General features: G+C 50.3%; 15 protein-coding genes, 4 tRNA genes, 3 rRNA genes and 3 pseudogenes. 9 read left to right on the top strand and 16 right to left on the bottom strand.

Features of this window, described 5'->3' with window-relative positions:
* Window positions 1–103 precede the first annotated feature (103 nt).
* The 3 genes from yaaA (at window position 104) to RSJ68_02795 (ending at window position 1,225) form a co-directional block, all read left to right on the top strand.
* Complete coding sequence (gene yaaA, locus RSJ68_02805) at window positions 104–883, top strand: peroxide stress protein YaaA (GenBank protein WNU97690.1); 780 nt, start codon at window positions 104–106, stop codon at window positions 881–883.
* Window positions 884–963: 80 nt separating this feature from the next.
* Window positions 964–1,054 (top strand) — tRNA-Ser (locus RSJ68_02800).
* An 81-nt stretch (window positions 1,055–1,135) separates the two neighbouring features.
* Window positions 1,136–1,225 (top strand) — tRNA-Ser (locus RSJ68_02795).
* 192 nt (window positions 1,226–1,417) lie between these two features.
* On the opposite strand, the pseudogene RSJ68_02790 reads toward RSJ68_02795, so the two are convergent.
* The 5 genes and pseudogenes from RSJ68_02790 to dld form a co-directional block, all read right to left on the bottom strand.
* Window positions 1,418–1,552 (bottom strand): annotated as a pseudogene (locus RSJ68_02790) (IS5/IS1182 family transposase).
* Window positions 1,553–1,557: 5 nt separating this feature from the next.
* Complete coding sequence (locus tag RSJ68_02785) at window positions 1,558–1,728, bottom strand: rubredoxin (protein ID WNU97689.1); 171 nt, start codon at window positions 1,726–1,728, stop codon at window positions 1,558–1,560.
* An 85-nt stretch (window positions 1,729–1,813) separates the two neighbouring features.
* Window positions 1,814–2,902 (bottom strand): acyl-CoA dehydrogenase family protein, encoded by a 1,089-nt coding sequence (locus RSJ68_02780; protein WNU97688.1) that lies wholly within the window; start codon window positions 2,900–2,902, stop codon window positions 1,814–1,816.
* A 154-nt stretch (window positions 2,903–3,056) separates the two neighbouring features.
* Window positions 3,057–3,605, bottom strand: a complete 549-nt coding sequence (locus RSJ68_02775; protein WNU97687.1) for a carboxymuconolactone decarboxylase family protein — start codon at window positions 3,603–3,605, stop codon at window positions 3,057–3,059.
* 179 nt (window positions 3,606–3,784) lie between these two features.
* Window positions 3,785–5,476, bottom strand: a complete 1,692-nt coding sequence (gene dld / locus RSJ68_02770) for a D-lactate dehydrogenase (protein ID WNU97686.1) — start codon at window positions 5,474–5,476, stop codon at window positions 3,785–3,787.
* A 545-nt stretch (window positions 5,477–6,021) separates the two neighbouring features.
* Here dld and RSJ68_02765 point away from each other — a divergent pair.
* On the top strand, window positions 6,022–7,347 hold the full coding sequence (locus RSJ68_02765) for a sugar porter family MFS transporter (GenBank protein ID WNU97685.1): 1,326 nt from the start codon (window positions 6,022–6,024) through the stop codon (window positions 7,345–7,347).
* 109 nt (window positions 7,348–7,456) lie between these two features.
* A complete protein-coding gene (locus RSJ68_02760; GenBank protein ID WNU97684.1) occupies window positions 7,457–8,434 on the top strand; it encodes an IS30 family transposase in 978 nt (325 codons plus the stop codon).
* 215 nt (window positions 8,435–8,649) lie between these two features.
* Here the strand turns inward: RSJ68_02760 and RSJ68_02755 are convergent.
* The 11 genes and pseudogenes from RSJ68_02755 to RSJ68_02705 all read right to left on the bottom strand — a co-directional run bounded on the left by RSJ68_02755 (window position 8,650) and on the right by RSJ68_02705 (window position 19,591).
* Window positions 8,650–9,542: pseudogene (locus RSJ68_02755) on the bottom strand (transposase).
* Between the two features lie 443 nt (window positions 9,543–9,985).
* Entirely contained in the window at window positions 9,986–10,285 is a 300-nt protein-coding gene (locus RSJ68_02750) for a helix-hairpin-helix domain-containing protein (GenBank protein ID WNU97683.1), read from the bottom strand.
* A gap of 348 nt (window positions 10,286–10,633) precedes the next feature.
* Window positions 10,634–10,747 (bottom strand): 5S ribosomal RNA (gene rrf / locus RSJ68_02745).
* A 93-nt stretch (window positions 10,748–10,840) separates the two neighbouring features.
* Window positions 10,841–13,732 (bottom strand): 23S ribosomal RNA (locus RSJ68_02740).
* A gap of 431 nt (window positions 13,733–14,163) precedes the next feature.
* Window positions 14,164–14,239 (bottom strand) — tRNA-Ala (locus RSJ68_02735).
* A 5-nt stretch (window positions 14,240–14,244) separates the two neighbouring features.
* Window positions 14,245–14,321 (bottom strand) — tRNA-Ile (locus tag RSJ68_02730).
* Window positions 14,322–14,422: 101 nt separating this feature from the next.
* Window positions 14,423–15,963: ribosomal RNA gene (locus RSJ68_02725) — 16S ribosomal RNA — on the bottom strand.
* Together the 16S, 23S and 5S rRNA genes with 2 tRNA genes alongside form the textbook arrangement of a ribosomal RNA operon.
* 525 nt (window positions 15,964–16,488) lie before the next feature.
* Entirely contained in the window at window positions 16,489–17,406 is a 918-nt protein-coding gene (gene thrB / locus RSJ68_02720) for a homoserine kinase (GenBank protein WNU97682.1), read from the bottom strand.
* Window positions 17,407–17,452: 46 nt separating this feature from the next.
* Window positions 17,453–18,379, bottom strand: a complete 927-nt coding sequence (gene era, locus RSJ68_02715; protein WNU97681.1) for a GTPase Era — start codon at window positions 18,377–18,379, stop codon at window positions 17,453–17,455.
* A 188-nt stretch (window positions 18,380–18,567) separates the two neighbouring features.
* A complete protein-coding gene (rnc, locus tag RSJ68_02710) occupies window positions 18,568–19,287 on the bottom strand; it encodes a ribonuclease III (protein WNU97680.1) in 720 nt (239 codons plus the stop codon).
* Between the two features lie 193 nt (window positions 19,288–19,480).
* A pseudogene (locus RSJ68_02705) lies at window positions 19,481–19,591 on the bottom strand (IS5/IS1182 family transposase).
* A 72-nt stretch (window positions 19,592–19,663) separates the two neighbouring features.
* Here RSJ68_02705 and RSJ68_02700 point away from each other — a divergent pair.
* The 4 genes from RSJ68_02700 to RSJ68_02685 all read left to right on the top strand — a co-directional run bounded on the left by RSJ68_02700 (window position 19,664) and on the right by RSJ68_02685 (window position 21,939).
* On the top strand, window positions 19,664–19,987 hold the full coding sequence (locus RSJ68_02700) for a DUF2185 domain-containing protein (protein WNU97679.1): 324 nt from the start codon (window positions 19,664–19,666) through the stop codon (window positions 19,985–19,987).
* A gap of 75 nt (window positions 19,988–20,062) precedes the next feature.
* Window positions 20,063–20,542, top strand: coding sequence for a 6,7-dimethyl-8-ribityllumazine synthase (ribH, locus tag RSJ68_02695; GenBank protein WNU97678.1), 480 nt, complete (start codon window positions 20,063–20,065; stop codon window positions 20,540–20,542).
* Between the two features lie 145 nt (window positions 20,543–20,687).
* The gene (gene nusB, locus RSJ68_02690) at window positions 20,688–21,119 is read left to right on the top strand and encodes a transcription antitermination factor NusB (protein ID WNU97677.1); all 432 of its coding nucleotides are present in this window, start codon (window positions 20,688–20,690) and stop codon (window positions 21,117–21,119) included.
* A gap of 160 nt (window positions 21,120–21,279) precedes the next feature.
* Window positions 21,280–21,939 carry a hypothetical protein gene (locus tag RSJ68_02685; GenBank protein ID WNU97676.1) on the top strand — a complete coding sequence of 220 codons (660 nt, stop codon included), beginning with the start codon at window positions 21,280–21,282 and terminating at the stop codon, window positions 21,937–21,939.
* The last annotated feature ends 99 nt before the right edge of the window (window positions 21,940–22,038 follow it).

Genomic DNA, 22,038 nt, shown 5'->3' with positions numbered 1-22,038 from the left:
ATAAACCGCCTTTGCTATAACGGCATTTACTTCACTTATCAAACTTGCCCACAAAACATTTTAAACCTACAATGCCGCTGTTTATCACATCTCCGAGTCCATCATGTTTTTCGTCCTTTCCCCCGCTAAAAACCTCAATGAAAAAGCCCCTGCGCCCGTCAAAGAATTCACCCAACCCGACCTCTTGGCGGAAGCCGAAATCCTGATGCGCCAACTGCGTGAACTTGCCCCGCAGCAAATCGCCGAGCTGATGCATGTTTCCGACAAAATCGCCCTCTTAAACGCCGAGCGCAACGCCGAATGGCATACACCGTTTACCCCCGACAACGCAAAACAGGCAGTCTTTATGTTCAACGGCGACGTTTACGAAGGCATCGCCGCAGACACCCTCAAACCCGAACAAATCCAATATCTGCAACAACACGTCCGCCTGCTTTCCGGCCTCTACGGCGTCCTGCGTCCGCTGGATTTGATGCAGCCCTACCGCTTGGAAATGGGAACGGCGTTTGCCAACACACGCGGTAAGAACCTGTATGAATTTTGGGGCGACATCATCACTGACCTGCTGAACGACACCCTTGCCCAAGCAGGCAGCGACATATTAATCAACCTCGCTTCGCAAGAATATTTCAAATCCGTCAACACTAAAAAACTCAAAGCCCGCCTGATTATCCCCGTTTTCAAGGATGAAAAAAACGGCAAATACAAAATCATCAGCTTCTACGCCAAACGCGCGCGCGGACTGATGGTACGCTACGCGGCGGAACATAATATTACCGACCCGGAAATGCTGAAAAACTTTGATTACGAAGGCTACTCATTTAACGCAGCCGCGTCTAACGAGTCCGAATGGGTGTTCATGCGCAAAGAACAAACCAAGTAAAAACAAAAAACTAAATATTCACCTTAAAATTTCGCTTGGCAAACCCGACAAATTTCATTATTATTCCCGCTTCAAGAGACGGAAGCGTGGCAGAGCGGTTTAATGCAACGGTCTTGAAAACCGTCGAGGGTTGATAGCCCTCCGTGAGTTCGAATCTCACCGCTTCCGCCATTTCTTGAAAATAGAAAAACCAAATAAAAATGAAGTGAAGCCCAGCCAACAACATTTTTATTTGGTTTTACTTTATTCTACGGAAACGTGGCAGAGAGGCTGAATGCAGCGGACTCGAAATCCGCTGAGGGTGCAAATCCTCCGTGGGTTCGAATCCCACCGTTTCCGCCAAATCGGACAAAAAGCCGCTGCAAAAACAGCGGCTTTTTGTTTTTCTCCTGAAGTCTCCCTCAATAAAACCCCTCCTCGGATTGTTAGAACAAACTCAAACAAGAAGTAGCCAAGCCTTATCGTTTACTTCTGTTTATCCATCCGAAAAATGAAAAAGCTTCATTGAAAAAGGTCGTCTGAAACCGTTTGACCCAACGTTTCAGACGACCTTTTCAGTTTGTATAGTGGATTAACTTTAAACCAGCACGGCGTTGCCTCGCCTTGCCGTACTATCTGTACTGTCTGCGGCTTCGTCGCCTTGTCCTGATTTAAATTTAATCCACTATATAAAGCTATATCACAAAATCCAGCAGGTAAAAGTCTTCTTTGCCCACGCCGCATTCGGGGCATTTCCAATCGTCGGGGATGTCTTCGAACTTGGTGCCGGGGGCGATGCCGTGTTCGGGATCGCCGAGGTCTTCGTCGTAAATCCAGCCGCAGGGGCCGCACATGTATTGTGCCATGGTGTGTTCCTTCTGATGGTTGAGGTCGTCTGAAAACGGTTGGTAAAAGGTTTTCAGACGACCTCTTGTTAGTCTGTTTCAGCCCTTATGCCGCTTCCAGCGCCGCGATTTCTTTGCGCAAGTGTTTCAACGCGGGGGTAACGATGGCGACGAACATGGCTTCGCGGACGCGGCGTTGGGCGGGGCTGCGCATGAGGTAGCCTTTGGCGCCGGCGTGTAAGGCGGCGGATTGGGCGGCGGCAAGCGTCAGCTCGGCGGCGGCTGCGCGCAGTTTCAGCGTAGCGAGGTTGTCGGGCGTGTTGTTCCAAGCCAAGTCTGCCAGTCGTTCGGTGGTTTGCCATGCTTCGTCCAAGGCGGCTTTGAGGCTGTCGTAGCTGTCGTCGAGGTAGCTGTTGACCTCGGCGTTGACGACGTTGGCGATGCGGATGATGCCGAGGCTGCCGTCGATCACGCCCGCGCCGATACCGATTTGCAGCAGGATGAAGCCGGACTTGATGGAGGAGATGTAGTCGGAGAACTGTTCGGGCGCAGCGATCACGTCTTCGTCAGGGATGAATACGTCTTTGAAGTTCAGGCTGAACGTGCGCGTGCCTTCGAGGGCGCAGAATTCGGGGCAGGCTTGCAGGGTCACGCCTTCCCATTGTCCGCCGGTGATGAACATGACGTAGCCGTCGCCGATTTGGGCGGTATTTGCCCAGATGTGGTCTTCGCCGATGTTGGATACCCACGGCAGCGCGCCGTTGACTTTGTAGCCGCCGTCCACGCGCTCGGCTTGAAGGTTGTGTTTTTCAATGCCGGCGAGGTGTTTGACGGTATTGGACATGCCCGTACCCGCCAAGACTTTGCCTTGCAGGATGTCGGCGAGGTATTTGTCTTTGACGGCTTGGTTGGGTGTTTGGTGCAGATACCACGCGCAAGCCGCCTGACACCATGCGCTGAACGAGGTCGCGCCGCATTCTTTGCCGACTTCGCGCAGGACGGCGATTTGCGTCGCCAAACCCAAGCCGTTGCCGCCTTCCGCTTCCGTGCCGACTGCGCCGAAACCGCCGATGGCGCCGAGTTCGCGCATAAAATCTTCGGGATACAAACCATTGCGGTCGATTTCGTCCACTAAGGGTTTGAGTTTGGCTTTGACGAGTTCGGCAACTTGAGACAATAAGGTTTCACGGTTCATGGTCTTATCCTTGAAAATGGGTGGAGACGGCGCGGGAAGGGCGTTCCGTTTGAAAGGGGACGCGGTCTGTTACAGAGACAGCGGTTTTGAAAAAGGTCGTCTAAAAACGGGCAAACGGTTTTGCCGACGCTTTTCAGACGACCTTGGGTCAGAATTAGGCGAATGCCTGCAATTCAGGGTTGATGTCTGTTTGCGCGACGTTGTTGACGTAGTTGCACAAAGTTGCCAAGGCAACGCCCATTACGACTTCGACAGCCTGCTGCTGATTGTAGCCGGCGTCGAAGAAGGCTTTGAGTTCGGCATCGGATACCGCGCCTTTTTTCGCCATCACGGCTTGGGTAAACGCAGCGAGCGCGCCCAACTTGGCATCGTCAAATTCGCCTGCCGCCAATGCGCGCGAGGCTTTGATGGATTGTTCGGACAGGAGTTTTTTCAGGGTCGCCAGCTTGGTGTGGCCTGCCACGCAGAAACCGCATTCGTTGGTGCGGGCGGCGATGATTTGGATGACTTCCACTTCGCCGGGAGTCAGGCTGTTGGCGGCGTTCAGCTTGCCGACTTCCTGATAGAAGGCCAACGCTTCGGGCGCGTTGGCCAGCACGCCGATGAGGTTCGGGATGAAGCCGTTGCTTTTCAGTGCGGCTTCGACGCGGGGTTTTGCTGCTTCGGGAGCGGTTTCGACGGTGTGTACGGTTAAGCGTGCCATATTTATACCTTTGTTTTCAGTGTATTGAACGGAATATGGCATACTACTCCGATTGGCGTTTTTCGGGAAAGACTGATTGGTTATGTGCTACAAACCAAAAGTTATAAGCAAAAAGGTCGTCTGAAAACCGAATACAGTTTTCAGACGACCTTTCATTTACTTATACCATCCCAACCTTATCATTCAGCCCAGTTTTTCTTCTTACTGGTTTTGCCTATACCCGGATTGAAGCTATTAGTCGGGTCTAGTTTGCGGTAGAACTGTTTGAGCGCGGGTTTGGCCTCATATAAATGTCCGACGTTGTGTTCGGCAGGATACTGCGCGCCGCGTTGGTCTAAGAGATGCAGCATTTCGTGTTCCAATGCCATGCAGTCGTTGCCTTTTTTGATGATGTAATCCTGATGGAAAACGTGGCACATGAAATGTCCGTAGTAGAGTTTGTGGATGATTTTATTGTCGATTTCCGACGGCAGTTTTTCAAACCAGTCGCGGTCGTCGCGGCGCAGGGCGATGTCCAGCGCCACCAAATCTTCCACTTCGTCGTCATGCACGGCGCGGTAGCGGATGGCGGCTGAGGCGACGGCAAAACGGTGCAGCATGGCGGCTTGGGTTTCTTCGGCGTTGCATTCGAAAAACGCGCCGCCGTGGTGCGCAAAATACTCTTTCAAAAACGCGCGCGCTTCATCCACGCCTTTTCCGCCTATTTTCAGAATCAGATGGTGTTCGTATTTGTCGCGGTAATCGCGCATGGATTTGGGTAGGTGGTCGGGTAGGTATTTGCTGACGAACTGCATGACCTTGTCGGAAAAATGTTTGGGCAGAAAGCTGACTTTTTTGCCGAAGCGATCAACTTTGGCTTTAAAATCAAATAATTTCGGCAGTTGGTGCGTACCGAATTTCTTGATGACGTAGAACGTGTCTTTGCCGTACACGTCGGCAATATCGAAAGCGTCGCGATGGATGTATTCGCCGGAAACGGGCAGGCTTTCAAATTCGCCCAAGGCGGCGCGGCGGATGTCGGTCAGTTCGTTGATGTCGTTAGTGCCGATATAGAACACGGCGGTTTGTTTCTCTTGCGGGAAGGTGTCCAAGCGGACGGCGAAAACCATCAGTTTGCCCGCGCAGCCGGACGCTTCGTAATGGCGCGCGGGGTCGGCGTTAAAGCGCGCGGCGGTCGGCTCGTCCACTTGGCGGACATGGTCGCAATAGGCATGGTCGTGTCCTTTACCCGCGTCTTGCGTGATGTCTTTTCTCTGATAGTGATGACCTTGAAGGTTGGTCAGGATTTCTTCGGGCGTATCGCCCAAATCTATGCCCAAATGGTTGACCAGCTCCAGTTGGCCCTCTTCGTTGATTTGGGCGAACAGCGCCATTTCCGTGTAGGCAGGGCCGCGCTGCACCAATGCGCCGCCGGAATTGTTGCACACGCCGCCCAAGACAGACGCGCCGATACAGGAAGAGCCGATGACCGAATGCGGTTCGCGCCCCAAAGGTTTCAGCAGCAATTCGAGCTGGTTCAGGGTAGAGCCGGGCAGGCAGACGACTTGTTCGTTGTTGTTGATGGTTTGGATGATGTTCATCCGCATGGTGTTTACAATCACGATGTCGCGGTCGTAATCGTTGCCGTCGGGGGTCGAGCCGCCCGTCAAACCGGTATTCGCCGCCTGCGTAATCACAATCACGTCCGCTTCGACGCAGGCCTGCAAAATTTTCCACATTTCCAGAATGGTTCCGGGGCGCACCACTGCCAACGCCCTACCCTCGCCGAAACGGTAGCCTTGGCGGTATTGTTCGGTTTTCGCGGGGTCGGTGATGATGTATTTTTCGCCGACGGTTTGAGTCAGGCTGCTGATTAATTGCGAGGCGTTCATGATGCGCTCCTGATGGGTTTGTTTGTGGTTCTTCCGGGGAGATATATATCTGCGGGAAACGCAGGCAATCGACCCGATATATCGAAATGAAAATATTGTAGTAACGCAACAAAGTAAAGTAAAGGTCGTCTGAAGGCAAATTTTTCGAATCGCCCCGATATTTTGACCGAATGCCGTACCATCATCTGAAACACCCCTCAACAAAAAACCTTATTCAATCCAAGCTTTGGTTTTCAGACGATCCTATCCCTTTCCGGTGCAAACTTTGTGAATAATCAATTTTGACACTGATAGCGTCTTGCCAGCCTATGAGTTTTAAAACATAATGACTCGGCCTTTTATCAATAAAAAATGCTTCTCAACAATAACATCATTCTTCAGAAAGCCGCGCCTTTCTATTCTTCCAACTAAAATCTCCCGCGCGTCTTGCCTGATGGCACGTTACTAAAACCGGCTGAAAACAGAAGTTTTGCCGCTCCGCTTTCCGTTTATACGGAGCGCGGCGGGTAGGGTTTTCTTAACTGTCAATCAAGTGAGGACGCTTCATGAATCAGTCAAAACTTCTCAGATGGTCCATTACGGTCGCGCTGGCGGGTTTTCTGTTCGGTTTCGATACCGTCGTGATTTCCGGTGCCGATCAGGCATTGCAGGAATTGTGGAAAAGCCCGGATTGGTTCCACGGCTTGGTCGTTATGTCATCTGCGCTTTGGGGGACGGTCATCGGTGCGCTCTTTGGCAGCATACCGACCGATAAATTCGGGCGTAAAAAAACGCTGGTTGTCATCGGCGCGTTGTATGTCGTCGGCGCGCTCGGTTCTGCCTTGGTCAACGACCCTTATTCCTTCGCCTTCTTCCGCTTCATCGGAGGCTTGGGCATCGGCGCATCGACCATTGCCGCGCCTGCCTACGTTACCGAAATCGCGCCTGCCGAAAAACGCGGACGCTTGGTGGCGATGTATCAATTCAACATCGTCTTCGGTATCCTGATTGCCTATCTTTCCAACTATATTTTCTCCGGTCTGAATTTGGGCGAGAACACTTGGCGTTGGATGCTGGGAGTACAAGTCGTCCCTGCCTTGATTTATACCGTCATGGTGTTGAGCATTCCGCTTTCGCCGCGCTGGTTGGTGATGAAAGGGCGTATCGACGAAGCGCGCAAAGTGCTTGCCTTGGTCAATCCTGATGCGGACATTGAAGAATTGGTCGCCTCCACCCGCGAAGACAGCGGTAAAAAAGAAAGCCTGTGGCTGAAAAAATACCGCCTGCCTGTTTTACTGGCATTCCTGATTGCGTTTTTCAACCAAATGTCGGGCATCAACGCCTTCCTCTACTACGCACCGCGTATTTTTGAAATCGCCGGTTTGGAAAAAAGCGCGGCCTTGGGCGGCAGCGTGGGCGTGGGTTTGGTCAACCTGATTTTCACTTTCGTCGGCTTGGCATTAATCGATAAATTCGGCCGCCGCCAACTGATGTATATCGGCTCGTTCGGCTACATCATTTCGCTCGGTTTGGTGTCGCTTGCCTTCTTCCTCGGCTGGAAAGGCATGGCGGTTCCGCTCTTTTTCTTCCTCTTTATCGCCGCACACGCCATCGGTCAGGGTACGGTGATTTGGGTGTTTATCTCCGAAATTTTCCCCAGCCACCTGCGTGCACAAGGTCAGGCGTTGGGCAGCTCGACCCACTGGGTGCTTGCCGCCTCCATTCCTGCTGCTATTCCGTTCCTGTTCGGCAGCATTGGGGCGGGTTGGGTGTTCGTCTGCTTCACGGCGATGATGGTGTTGCAGCTTTTCTTCGTAATGACGATGATGCCCGAAACCAAAGGCGTGCCGTTGGAGGAATTGTCCAAATCACTGATTAAAGAAGATGCTTGAATCGATATGAACGAAAAGGTGGGCGGATTCGCATTTGAAGTGCAACTTTCCATAACAGAAAAAGGCCAGTATGCGGTAGCATACGGCCTTTCCTGCAAGAAAGATTGCCATGAGCTACACACAACTGACCCAAGACGAACGATACCATATCCAATACCTGTCCCGCCACTGCACCATCGCCGAAATCGCCAAACAACTTAACCGCCACAAAAGCACCATCAGCCGCGAAATCAAGCGGCACTGCATCCAAGGACAGCAATACAGCGCCGAAAAAGCACAGAAGCAAAGCCGGCTGACCAAACAGCACCGGCGAAAACCCTATAAGCCCGATTCGCAGCTGGTTCAACACATCGACACCCTTATCCGCCGCAAACTCAGTCCCGAACAAGTATGCGCCTATCTGCATAAACACCACGGGATCACACTCCATCACAGCACCGTTTACCGCTACCTTCGCCAAGACAAAAGCAACGGCGGCACTTTGTGGCAACATCTCAGAATATGCAGCAAACCCTACCGCAAACGCTACGGCAGCATATGGACCGGAGGCAAAGTGCCCGACCGCGTCGGCATAGAAAACCGACCTGCCATCGTCGACCGGAAAACCCGCATCGGCGATTGGGAGGCCGACACCATCGTCGGCAAAAATCAGAAAGGCGCGTTATTGACCTTGGTCGAACGCGTTACCCGCTACACCATCATCTGCAAATTAAAGAACTTAAAAGCCGAAGACACTGCCCGGGCGGCCATTAGGGTATTAAAGGCATATAAAGCCAGAGTCCACACCATCACCATGGATAACGGCAAAGAGTTCTACCAACACACCAAAATAGCCAAAGCATTAAAGGCAGAAACCTATTTTTGCCGCCCTTACCATTCGTGGGAGAAAGGGCTGAATGAGAACACCAACGGACTCATCCGGCAATATTTCCCCAAACAAACCGATTTCCGAAACATCAGCGATCGGGAGATACGCAGGGTTCAAGATGAGTTGAACCACCGGCCGAGAAAAACACTTGGCTGCGAAACGCCAAGTGTTTTATTCTTGAATCTGTTCCAGCCACCGGTACCCTGGTGTTGCACTTGAAATCCGAATCCAAGGCCGTCTGAAAAAAAGGTCGTCTGAAAACCGAATCAGGTTTTCAGACGACCTTTCTAATTGACGTAATGAAGACAAGCAGAGAACTTTACAAAATTCTTATTCCCGAAAGCCGAAATCCAAACAAGGATTTTAAGCTCTTTCTCTGCTAAATTTCTTTTTTTATACTCGAATACTGGTTAATCGGGTATTCGAGCCACCTTTTAATTTCCAACAAACATTCCTAGCCTGTTATCCACTTTCAACAGATTCAAATATGCCGCTCTTAGATGGCTTTGCGCATTCACTTTGAGCAGCCTGAAATAGTCTGTGCTGCTAGAGCGTAGCGAGATCGATATTTACGGTTTAGCGTACCGAAGTTTTTTTCGACCACATAACGGGTTTTCGACAAACATCGTTTACGCTTCATTTGAGCTTACGTCAGCGGGCGGCTGCGGTGATCTTTGCACATAATGCCGTCGACACCCGATAATCTTCCAAATGTTGCCGGTTTACCTTGCTGCGTAGCCTTTGTCGGTATAGATGGCCGCACCTTCGACCAGACCTTCGGGCAAAGGGAACAGATAGTTGTTGCAATCATAGCTATTGGCGGGAGAGGTGTTCAGTTTCTCGATATAATTTTGCGCATCAGTGTAAGTATATTTTTTAACCGATTTTGTAAAGGCTGTTTTTCTTTGTTCGGCAGGCATTTTGGGTCTTGCTTGGTGTGGTTTGGCCACTGACATGTTTTTCCTCATCCGCCTCTTCGGTCTGGTTCTGTTTACTGCCAATAGTAGTGCTGCGGATAGTTTCTCTACTTTTAGACCTTTTCGGTCAATTGTCGTTTAATAAGTTCCAGCAATTCGGAAAAGGTGTTGCCTTGCACTCGCCAGTTGCGATAGCGGCATAAGGTGCTGTAATCTGAAATGTTCAGTTCATCAAAACGACAAAACAGGTTGAAATCGATGCGGGTGACGAGGCTGTGTTCGGGTTCGGAAAGGTTGTGCCACTGGCCGAGCAAGACAGCTTTGAACATGGACAACAGGAGATAGCGGGAAGGTCACGGTGGTACCGGTTCTTTGACGATTCAGGTATGCTCGATCGAGTGTCAATCAATTACCTAATCCAACTTCAATAGTGGGTAAGCAGTCAATGTGTTTGCTATCATGGCCCGTGCAGTTTTTTGGAAGAAGGTATTCATGAGACATCCCCTAAATGTCTTAGTAGGAATTTTGCAAAGGTCTAAGTCCATCTAAAACCGATTTGCAACTCGAAACATTTACAAGATCGTATCTATTCTCTTTTGGTCTCTTCTTAGCCTTTTTGATCTTCTCTTCCCCCTCAAAAGCTCTCTACCCCTACCTCCCCTGACCGCTATCCACAGCAATGAACGTGAACGCGATATTTGGCGGAGACGCGGTTAGCATTGTCCGCGAACAGAGCAGGCAGTTTCAATAATTTTTATAGGCACGAAGACCGTCCAACTCCAGTCTGCATTCGGACGGCCTTTTCATTACCCAATTTACTACGCATATTCCTGTTCTAGAGGGGCACTCGGGTTTATTTTTTAGGTGCCGGGACGGCGTTTTTAGCTTTTGGGTTTGCGGGTGCGGGCGCGACGGTTGCTTCGGCCTTCAGTTTGGAGAAGATGCCCTCGCCGATGCCTTTGACGTTTTTGAGCTCCTCCACCGATTTGAAGCCACCGTGCTGCTGGCGGTAGTCCGCAATGGCTTTCGCTTTGGCCGGACCGATGCCGGGCAGGGCTTCCAATTCGGACGGGGAAGCGGTGTTGATGTTGACGGCTGCCAGCGACAGCGAGGCGGTCAAAACGGAGAGTGCGGCAAAGAGGAATTTTTTCATAAGGACGTTTTCCTATCGTTTCGTTAATATGGACGGCAACGCCCGGAATGCGTTACCACTGTATATCTTATTATCATATCCTTTCCATTATTTCAACTCAAACAATTTTAAATATTTCCAACCTTACTATCTCCAAATGTATTGATTCCGCAACATCTGCTAGCCCGCCTCAATTTCGGAGCGTACCCGCCCGCATCATCAAGCGTCCATCCTTCTGCAACCGGAGCATTCGGCGTATCACCCCATTTTGCCCACCGCCGCCATACAAGGCAGGGATGTCCGGTTCGCCAAACCCGTCAACGATACAAAGTAAAAGCCCCCGACATCTGTCGGGGGCTTAGGATAGGTGTTTGGCAGTGACCTACTTTCGCATGGAAGAACCACACTATCATCGGCGCTGAGTCGTTTCACGGTCCTGTTCGGGATGGGAAGGCGTGGGACCAACTCGCTATGGCCGCCAAACTTAAACTGTACAAATCGGCAAAGCCTCAATCAATATATCCGGTGATGACTGAATCAGTCAGTAAGCTTTTTATTTGAAGTTCTTCAAATGATAGAGTCAAGCCTCACGAGCAATTAGTATGGGTCAGCTTCACGCGTTACCGCGCTTCCACACCCCACCTATCAACGTCCTGGTCTCGAACGACTCTTTAGTGCGGTCAAACCGCAAGGGAAGTCTCATCTTCAGGCGAGTTTCGCGCTTAGATGCTTTCAGCGCTTATCTCTTCCGAACTTAGCTACCCGGCTATGCAACTGGCGTTACAACCGGTACACCAGAGGTTCGTCCACTCCGGTCCTCTCGTACTAGGAGCAGCCCCCGTCAAACTTCCAACGCCCACTGCAGATAGGGACCAAACTGTCTCACGACGTTTTAAACCCAGCTCACGTACCACTTTAAATGGCGAACAGCCATACCCTTGGGACCGACTACAGCCCCAGGATGTGATGAGCCGACATCGAGGTGCCAAACTCCGCCGTCGATATGAACTCTTGGGCGGAATCAGCCTGTTATCCCCGGAGTACCTTTTATCCGTTGAGCGATGGCCCTTCCATACAGAACCACCGGATCACTATGTCCTGCTTTCGCACCTGCTCGACTTGTCGGTCTCGCAGTTAAGCTACCTTTTGCCATTGCACTATCAGTCCGATTTCCGACCGGACCTAGGTAACCTTCGAACTCCTCCGTTACTCTTTGGGAGGAGACCGCCCCAGTCAAACTGCCTACCATGCACGGTCCCCGACCCGGATTACGGGTCTGGGTTAGAACCTCAAAGACACCAGGGTGGTATTTCAAGGACGGCTCCACAGAGACTGGCGTCTCTGCTTCTAAGCCTCCCACCTATCCTACACAAGTGACTTCAAAGTCCAATGCAAAGCTACAGTAAAGGTTCACGGGGTCTTTCCGTCTAGCAGCGGGTAGATTGCATCTTCACAACCACTTCAACTTCGCTGAGTCTCGGGAGGAGACAGTGTGGCCATCGTTACGCCATTCGTGCGGGTCGGAACTTACCCGACAAGGAATTTCGCTACCTTAGGACCGTTATAGTTACGGCCGCCGTTTACTGGGGCTTCGATCCGATGCTCTCACATCTTCAATTAACCTTCCAGCACCGGGCAGGCGTCACACCCTATACGTCCACTTTCGTGTTAGCAGAGTGCTGTGTTTTTAATAAACAGTCGCAGCCACCTATTCTCTGCGACCCTCCGAGGCTTACGGAGCAAGTCCTTAACCTTAGAGGGCATACCTTCTCCCGAAGTTACGGTATCAATTTGCCGAGTTCCTTCTCCCGAGTTCTCTCAAGCGCCTTAGAATTCTCATCCTGCCCACCTGTGTCGGTTTGCGGTACGGTTCGATTCAAACTGAAGCTTAGTGGCTTTTCCTGGAAGCGTGGTATCGGTTACTTCATGTCCGTAGACACTCGTCGTCACTTCTCGGTGTTAAGAAGACCCGGATTTGCCTAAGTCTTCCACCTACCGGCTTAAACAAGCTATTCCAACAGCTTGCTAACCTAACCTTCTCCGTCCCCACATCGCATTTGAATCAAGTACAGGAATATTAACCTGTTTCCCATCGACTACGCATTTCTGCCTCGCCTTAGGGGCCGACTCACCCTACGCCGATGAACGTTGCGTAGGAAACCTTGGGCTTTCGGCGAGCGGGCTTTTCACCCGCTTTATCGCTACTCATGTCAACATTCGCACTTCTGATACCTCCAGCACACTTTACAATGCACCTTCATCGGCCTACAGAACGCTCCCCTACCATGCCAGTAAACTGGCATCCGCAGCTTCGGTTATAGATTTGAGCCCCGTTACATCTTCCGCGCAGGACGACTCGACCAGTGAGCTATTACGCTTTCTTTAAATGATGGCTGCTTCTAAGCCAACATCCTGGCTGTCTGGGCCTTCCCACTTCGTTTACCACTTAATCTATCATTTGGGACCTTAGCTGGCGGTCTGGGTTGTTTCCCTCTTGACAACGGACGTTAGCACCCGCTGTCTGTCTCCCGAGAAACCACTTGATGGTATTCTTAGTTTGCCATGGGTTGGTAAGTTGCAATAACCCCCTAGCCATAACAGTGCTTTACCCCCATCAGTGTCTTGCTCGAGGCACTACCTAAATAGTTTTCGGGGAGAACCAGCTATCTCCGAGTTTGTTTAGCCTTTCACCCCTATCCACAGCTCATCCCCGCATTTTGCAACATGCGTGGGTTCGGTCCTCCAGTACCTGTTACGGCACCTTCAACCTGGCCATGGATAGATCACTCGGTTTCGGGTCTACACCCAGCAACTCTTCGCCCTATTAAGACTCGGTTTCCCTACGCCTCCCCTATTCGGTTAAGCTCGCTACTGAATGTAAGTCGTTGACCCATTATACAAAAGGTACGCAGTCACACCACAAGGGCGCTCCCACTGTTTGTATGCATCAGGTTTCAGGTTCTATTTCACTCCCCTCCCGGGGTTCTTTTCGCCTTTCCCTCACGGTACTGGTTCACTATCGGTCGATGATGAGTATTTAGCCTTGGAGGATGGTCCCCCCATATTCAGACAGGATTTCACGTGTCCCGCCCTACTTTTCGTACGCTTAGTACCACCGTTGAGATTTCGAATACGGGACTATCACCCACTATGGTCAAGCTTCCCAGCTTGTTCTTCTATCTCGACAGTTATTACGTACAGGCTCCTCCGCGTTCGCTCGCCACTACTTGCGGAATCTCGGTTGATTTCTTTTCCTCCGGGTACTTAGATGGTTCAGTTCTCCGGGTTCGCTTCTCTAAGTCTATGTATTCAACTTAGGATACTGCACAGAATGCAGTGGGTTTCCCCATTCGGACATCGCGGGATCATAGCTTTATTGCCAGCTCCCCCACGCTTTTCGCAGGCTTACACGTCCTTCATCGCCTATCATCGCCAAGGCATCCACCTGATGCACTTATTCACTTGACTCTATCATTTCAAGAACTTCTCTGACTTTGCCTGACATTCCGTTGACTAGAACATCAAACTTGAATTTCCTACTCTGATAAAGCTTACTGCTTGTTGTGTCTTAATCCCGCCTTTTGTCTTTCGGGATTAAGTCGATACAATCATCACCCAAATACTGTACCTGTTTTTCTTTTCCTGTTCGGGAGACAACTGACCGTTTGCAATCGGCCAATCATCAAAAACAGACACATTGTCTTTGTTTGTTGATTTCGGCTTTCCAATTTGTTAAAGATCGATGCGTTCAATATTGCTATTTACTTCGCAAATCAAAATGAGCTGATTATTATAGCAGCCTTTCTTTTTCCGTCAAACTGATTCGTCAGCAGACTTCTCTTTAGAAAAAAAGAAAGCAGTTACACTGCCTTTTTAACTCGCTTTGATTTGGAAAGTATTGGTGGAGGCAAACGGGATCGAACCGATGACCCCCTGCTTGCAAAGCAGGTGCTCTACCAACTGAGCTATGCCCCCGTTCTTGGTGGGTCTGGGAGGACTTGAACCTCCGACCCCACGCTTATCAAGCGTGTGCTCTAACCAGCTGAGCTACAAACCCGGATTCTCTTCTTAAGCGAACCTTGTCTTCACTCAAGCATTTTTCCGCATCTTCTACAGTTTACCGATAAGTGTGAATGCGACAGCCTCTTCTTTCTCTAGAAAGGAGGTGATCCAGCCGCAGGTTCCCCTACGGCTACCTTGTTACGACTTCACCCCAGTCATGAAGCATACCGTGGTAAGCGGGCTCCTTGCGGTTACCCTACCTACTTCTGGTATCCCCCACTCCCATGGTGTGACGGGCGGTGTGTACAAGACCCGGGAACGTATTCACCGCAGTATGCTGACCTGCGATTACTAGCGATTCCGACTTCATGCACTCGAGTTGCAGAGTGCAATCCGGACTACGATCGGTTTTGTGAGATTGGCTCCGCCTCGCGGCTTGGCTACCCTCTGTACCGACCATTGTATGACGTGTGAAGCCCTGGTCATAAGGGCCATGAGGACTTGACGTCATCCCCACCTTCCTCCGGCTTGTCACCGGCAGTCTCATTAGAGTGCCCAACTTAATGATGGCAACTAATGACAAGGGTTGCGCTCGTTGCGGGACTTAACCCAACATCTCACGACACGAGCTGACGACAGCCATGCAGCACCTGTGTTACGGCTCCCGAAGGCACCCCTCCGTCTCTGGAGGGTTCCGTACATGTCAAGACCAGGTAAGGTTCTTCGCGTTGCATCGAATTAATCCACATCATCCACCGCTTGTGCGGGTCCCCGTCAATTCCTTTGAGTTTTAATCTTGCGACCGTACTCCCCAGGCGGTCGATTTCACGCGTTAGCTTCGCTACTAAGCAGTCATGCTGCCCAACAGCTAATCGACATCGTTTAGGGCGTGGACTACCAGGGTATCTAATCCTGTTTGCTACCCACGCTTTCGGGCATGAACGTCAGTGTTATCCCAGGAGGCTGCCTTCGCCATCGGTATTCCTCCACATCTCTACGCATTTCACTGCTACACGTGGAATTCTACCTCCCTCTGACACACTCTAGTCACCCAGTTCAGAACGCAGTTCCCAGGTTGAGCCCGGGGATTTCACATCCTGCTTAAGTAACCGTCTGCGCCCGCTTTACGCCCAGTAATTCCGATTAACGCTCGCACCCTACGTATTACCGCGGCTGCTGGCACGTAGTTAGCCGGTGCTTATTCTTCAGGTACCGTCATCAGACAGGGGTATTAACCCCGCCCTTTTCTTCCCTGACAAAAGTCCTTTACAACCCGAAGGCCTTCTTCAGACACGCGGCATGGCTGGATCAGGCTTGCGCCCATTGTCCAAAATTCCCCACTGCTGCCTCCCGTAGGAGTCTGGGCCGTGTCTCAGTCCCAGTGTGGCGGATCATCCTCTCAGACCCGCTACTGATCGTCGCCTTGGTAGGCCTTTACCCCACCAACCAGCTAATCAGATATCGGCCGCTCAAACAGCGCAAGGCCAAATGGTCCCCTGCTTTCTTCCTCAGAATATATGCGGTATTAGCTAATCTTTCGATTAGTTATCCCCCACTGCTCGGTACGTTCCGATATGTTACTCACCCGTTCGCCACTCGCCACCCAAGAAGCAAGCTTCTCTGTGCTGCCGTCCGACTTGCATGTGTAAAGCATGCCGCCAGCGTTCAATCTGAGCCAGGATCAAACTCTTATGTTCAATCTCTAACTTTTTAACTTCTGGTCTGCTTCAAAGAAACCGACAGGACAATGTCTAAAACATCATCTTGTCTGTCTTTCAAACAGTGTGAGGCTGTCGCACTCACACTTATCGGTAATCTGTTTTGTTAAAGAGCGAAAACGAATTATAAAGCATTTCATCTCATTGTCAATCAAAACTTTTCTTAAAACCTCGAAAAATCAGACCAACTGTGATATACTTGCCTGTTCGTTCAATCACCGCCGAAGCAGCGAAGAACCGAACTATACCCCTCCCCTCAAAAACCGTCAACTCCTAAACAATAAAAAATTCTACAAAACCCGACAACAACCTGAAATTCAACAACTTTTATTTCAGACACTATTTCAGAACTTTCAAAACACCATCAATCCAAACCCAAACAGCCCAAAACAATTCAATTCACACATCAACAAACAGAAACTCAACTCCCAACACCTAATAACACCAAAGGTCGTCTGAAATCTTTTTCAGACGACCTTTGAAATCACTACAACATATCCAAATTCAGTTCAGACTTAATAACAAATCCCTAAAAACATTTGGGTCTTTGATAAAAGTCATCTCACCCTCTTGGGGAAAATGAAAATCTAGCAGTCTTGATACCCAAAAGCGTACGCACCCAGCCCGCTGCGCCACAGGAAAATATTCCTTCTCCGCATCAGATAGCGGACGAATGTTTTCATAACCGTCAATAAACGCTTTGCATAACTTCGCATCCAACTTGTTATCAGAAGTTCTCGACCAATCATTTACTGCGATTGCCAAGTCATACATGAAATTTCCATTACATGCATAATAGAAATCGATGAACCCAGCCACATTTTCCCCATCCAACAAAACGTTGTCTTTAAATAAATCGGCATGAATGATGCCGGATGGCAAATGACCGCCGAGATTGTTTTCCAAATCCGAAATTTCCTTACCCAGCAACTGGGCATCAGCCTCATTCAACTGTGGCAATAATTGTTCATAAGCTTGCTTCCACCATGTGTTATATCGGGGATTTTCCATTTTTTCGGGAAAATCTTGAACCGCCAAATGCATTTTGGCCAACATTGCTCCCGTGTTAAAACACTGCGCCTCGGTCGCCCATGCGGTATCCGCACCATTTAATCTGGTAACGACGCAAGCCGGTTTACCTGCCAATACCGAATCCAGCTTTCCATCTTTTCGTACAATCGGACTTGGACAAGCTACGCTTTTACTACTCAAATGCTTGTTCAAATTCAAGAAAAATGGCAATTCATCCTGACGCAACACTTCAAATACAGTTAAAACATAGCTGCCTTTAGAAGTATTCAAAAAGTAATTACTGTTGGTAATTCCCTGTGCAATGCCTTGCAGGGAAACAAATTCCCCCAGATCATAATCTGACAAAAACTCCCGTATTTGCTCATCAGAAATATTAGTATAGACAGACATAAACTCAATCCAGTGTAAACAATTAATTACAGTATTTTCAGACGACCTACAAACCCAATTCCCTGAGGAAGCGCACGTCGTCCGCCCAGCCTGATTTGACCTTGACCCAAACCTTTAAAAACACTTTAGTATCAAACAGTTTTTCCATATCGAGGCGGGCTTCGGTGGAGATTTTTTTCAATTTTTCCCCATCTTTGCCGATTAAGATGGCTTTTTGGCTGTCTTTATCGACCAATACGGCGATGTAAATTCGGTAGAGTCCGTTTTCCTCTTCTTCGAATTGTTCGATTTCCACGTTCATGGCGTAGGGCAGCTCTTCGCCGAGGTAGCGGAACAGTTTTTCGCGCACGATTTCGGTGGCGAGGAAACGGCTGGAACGGTCGGTCACCATTTCTTCCGGATACATCGGCACGCTTTGGGGAAGGTAAGGTCTGAGGCGCGCGAGCAGGTTGGCGATGCCCAATCCGTGTTTGGCGCTGACGGTTTCATGCCCTGCAAATTTGAATTCTGCGCTGATTTGGTCGATAAATTCCTGCAAACCGCTGCTGCCCGCTTTGTTTTTGTCGATTTTGTTGATGACGAGGATGACGGGTGTGTTTGTCGGCAATTGTTTCATCACGATGCGGTCGGCATCGGTAAAGCGCATGGCTTCGACGACGAAAACGACGGCATCGACGCCGCTCAACGCTTCGGTTACGTTTTGATTGAGGCGGTCGTTCAGGGCGTTGCGGTGTTTGGTTTGGAAACCGGGGGTATCAACGAAAACGAATTGGGCGGTGTCGTCGGTGTAAATGCCGGTAACGCGGTTGCGCGTGGTTTGGGCTTTTTTACTGGTGATGCTGATTTTTTGCCCGATGAGGTGGTTCATCAGCGTGGATTTGCCGACGTTGGGTCTACCGACGATGGCGACGAAGCCGCAACGGTAGTCGGCGGGATGGCTAGATTCGTTTTGCAGGAAGGTTTCGATGTCCATGATGGCTTTCTGTTTGAAGTTTCAGACGACCTTTTCGTCTTGTCATAGGGGCTGTCGAGATTTAATTTTCCAAGTGGATTTTTGTTCACAAAGCGGAAGATTTAAGGCGGAAGATGCCGCTTTAGGGATAAAAAGCACGGAAACTATTGAATGTCGTCAGACCCTAGGTCGTCTGAAAAATAAATCGGCTATTTTTTCGCTTTTTTCAAAGGATGATGTTGCTCGAGCCATTGCAGCGCTTCTTTGGCGGCTTGCTGCTCGGCAACTTTGCGGCTGCTGCCTTGTGCTTTGCAGATGAAGCCGAGTTCGCCCAAGTCGCATGAAATCAAAAACATACTGTCGTTGGCATGTCCGATTTGTTCTTCGATGCGGTATTTGGGCAGGGCAAGGCGGCGGGCTTGGAGGGCTTCTTGCAGGGCGGTTTTATTGTCTTTGCCCTGCGTTTTGAAATCGGCGCGTTTGACGCGTTCGGCAAACAAGTGCCGCACCACTTTCTCCGCCTCGGCGAAATCCGCATCAAAGCTGACGGCGGCAAACATCGCTTCCATAGCATCGGCAAGGATGGAGGGTCGTCTGAATCCGCCGCTTTTCAATTCGCCCGCGCCCAAATAAAGCCCGTCGCCGACATTCATTTCCAAAGCGATTTCCGCCAACACGCCTTCATTGACCAAGCTCGCGCGCAAACGCGACAATTCGCCTTCGGTCAGCTTGGGGAACGCGTCAAACAACATTTTGGCGACGGTGTAGTTCAAAATCGAATCGCCGACGAACTCGAAACGCTCGTTGTTTTTCGCATGGTAGCTGCGGTGGGTCAGCGCCTGCTGCAAAAGCGCGGTATCTTTGAAATGGTAACCCAGTTTATTCTGAATGGCGGCATGCGCCTGCTGTTTTAACACATCTGTTTTCATGAGGACGTTTGTCTTTCTTCTTGCTTCGGCGTATCGGGCGAGAGGCGGCGAAAATCCAGCCTCCCAAACCAACCCGAATGCGTTTCGGCACTTCATGCAAATACGGAAACACTTTAGGGCTGCAACAGTCGTCTGAAACACAGTTCAGCGCGTTTCAGACGACCAGCATTGTACCATCAAACCATAAGCGGCAAATATATAGTGGATTAACTTTAAACCAGTACGGCGTTACCTCGCCTTGCCGTACTATCTGTACTGTCTGCGGCTTCGTCGCCTTGTCCTGATTTAAAGTTAATCCACTATAAAGATACACGGTGCAGAGGCTGCCCTAATCATGATAAAATCCGCACAATTTTTACGGCATGCACACACCGCAATGAATAAATTTGCCCAAGCCCTCTCAGCCGCCCTCGACCGCTGCATCGTGACCAATACGGTAGCCAAACAAGGCGAACCCGTCGGCTTCCTCTACCGCGAAGCCCCCGTTTTCGAAAACGACAGCGGCTGGCGTTTCTTCAGCGGCGACGAGACCGACGAATACACCGACGATCCCGACAATTTCAGCGTCGTCAGCCTTTCCGAAATTACCCAGTCCAATCCCGCCATCGCCGAGCTGATAACCCAACCCGAAGGCAGCGCATGGGAAATCGGCGAAGACGGCGATTTTCAAGCCGTTGCCGACTGGCAGCCGCAGGAATAAATCCCCAATATCGTTTTCAGAAAAGTCAAACGTCGTCTGAAAACCCGTTTACCGCTCAAAATACAAGGAAACACCATGAACATCATCGCCCCGAACCTCGACGGCGCACACCTACGCATCGGCATCGTACAAGCCCGCTTTACCAACGAAATCGGCAGCGAAATGCTCAAAGTCTGCTGCCGCACCCTGCAAGAATTGGGCGTAGCCGACAACAACATCACCATCGCCACCGTACCCGGCGCGCTCGAAGTGCCGCTCGTCCTGCAAAACATGGCAGCCTCCGAGCAATACGACGCGCTGATTGCCATCGGCGTCGTCATCCGCGGCGAAACCTACCACTTCGAACTCGTTTCCAACGAATCCGGTTCAGGCGTAACCCGTGTCGGACTCGACTACAACATCCCCATCGCCAACGCCATCCTGACCACCGAAAACGACGAACAAGCCGTCGCGCGCATTGAAGAAAAAGCCGCCGACGCCGCCAAAGTCGCCGTCGAGTGCGCCAACCTCGTCAACCGCCTGATTGAAGAGCAGTTTGACGACGAAGAAGAATAAGCCCGAACGCGAAACCCTTAGCTTTGCCGCATTCCGGTTTCGCACCATCTGCCGGACAAACCGTTTTCAGACGACCCGTCATCCGACAGAGGTCGTCTCAAACATTCATTACCGCACCTACCGTGCCGCCAACGAAGGAATCCCCATGAAAACCCCACGCCGCCGCGCCCGCGAGTTAGCCGTACAAGCCCTCTACCAAGCCGGCATCAACAACACCGCCGCCCCCGAAATCGCCAAAAATATCCAAGACCAGCCCGACTTTGCCAAAGCAGACGAAGAGCTGTTCAACAAACTCTTCTTCGGCACGCACACCCACGCCGCCGAATACATCCAGCAAATCCGCCCCCTGCTCGACCGCGACGAAAAAGACCTCAGCCCCATCGAACGCGCCGTTCTGCTGATGGCATGTCACGAATTGAGCGCGATGCCCGAAACCCCCTACCCCGTCATCATCAACGAAGCCATCGAAGTGACCAAAACCTTCGGCGGCACCGACGGACACAAATTCGTCAACGGCATCCTCGACAAACTCGCCGCCCAACTGCGCCCGAACGATCCGAAACGCGGCAATGCATAATTTAAATGAGCAATCATGAAAAAGGCCGTCTGAAAATTTCAGACGGCTTTTTTTGTTTGACATGGGAGTTTACATCGCCCCCGAAGGTCGTCTGAAAATAAGAAACCTTTTTTACCACCGTCGGACTAACAGATTATCAACGCAATATTTAAGGAGCTTTATGACTGCTTTCATCCGCTTCGCTTCAGTGTTGCTGACCGCATCCGCATTGACTGTCAACGTAAGCGCCGCTGCCAAACCCGTTGCCGAAAAACGCGTTGCGGTGCAGTCTTCCAAAGGCAAGGTCATGCTGCCCGCCGGGTATGCCAAAATGATCAACGACTTTCCTGAGCCTGATCCGAAACTGCTGGAGCCGATTCCTATTTCAAATGTGAAATCGCCATACGGACGGGCGGATTTGGTCAAATTTTTCGAAATCGTTTTTCAGTCTCATTCGGAATTGATGGCGGCACAAGATGAATTTAACCGGGCCGGAGAAAATTCGACACATTCTCCAGAATTTTTTGAAGCTGCAAAAAAGCTGGATGATGAGTGGAAAAAAGTTACCGGAAGATTTTTGGATGCTGATTTCCGCGATCCTGAAATTAAAGCAGTGGTCAACCGGAGGGTCGAAATCAATATATTGGCAAGTAAGGTTTTGGAATATTTGATAAAACATCAAAAAACCTTGATGGGTGAAGGAGAAAAAGATCCTGAAATAAACCGATTGGGTGTAATGGCTTTTCGAGAAAAACAAAATAAAGCTCAGGAAGAAATTAAGAAAAGCAATGCAGAAATATTGAAAGCCGTCCGTGCATTAAAGAAAAAATATTCCCTATAATCCCCCCAAAGGTCGTCTGAAAACGCTACCGAAGCCGTTTCAGACGGCCTTTTTGCAAACTGATTGATAACATATTAAAACCATATCCCAAGCCTGCCG

Origin of the sequence: Neisseria sp. DTU_2020_1000833_1_SI_GRL_NUU_006 (genome assembly GCA_032388755.1) — a bacterium.
Classification (GTDB): domain Bacteria; phylum Pseudomonadota; class Gammaproteobacteria; order Burkholderiales; family Neisseriaceae; genus Neisseria; species Neisseria sicca_C.
This window is presented reverse-complemented; position numbering and strand designations above follow the sequence as displayed.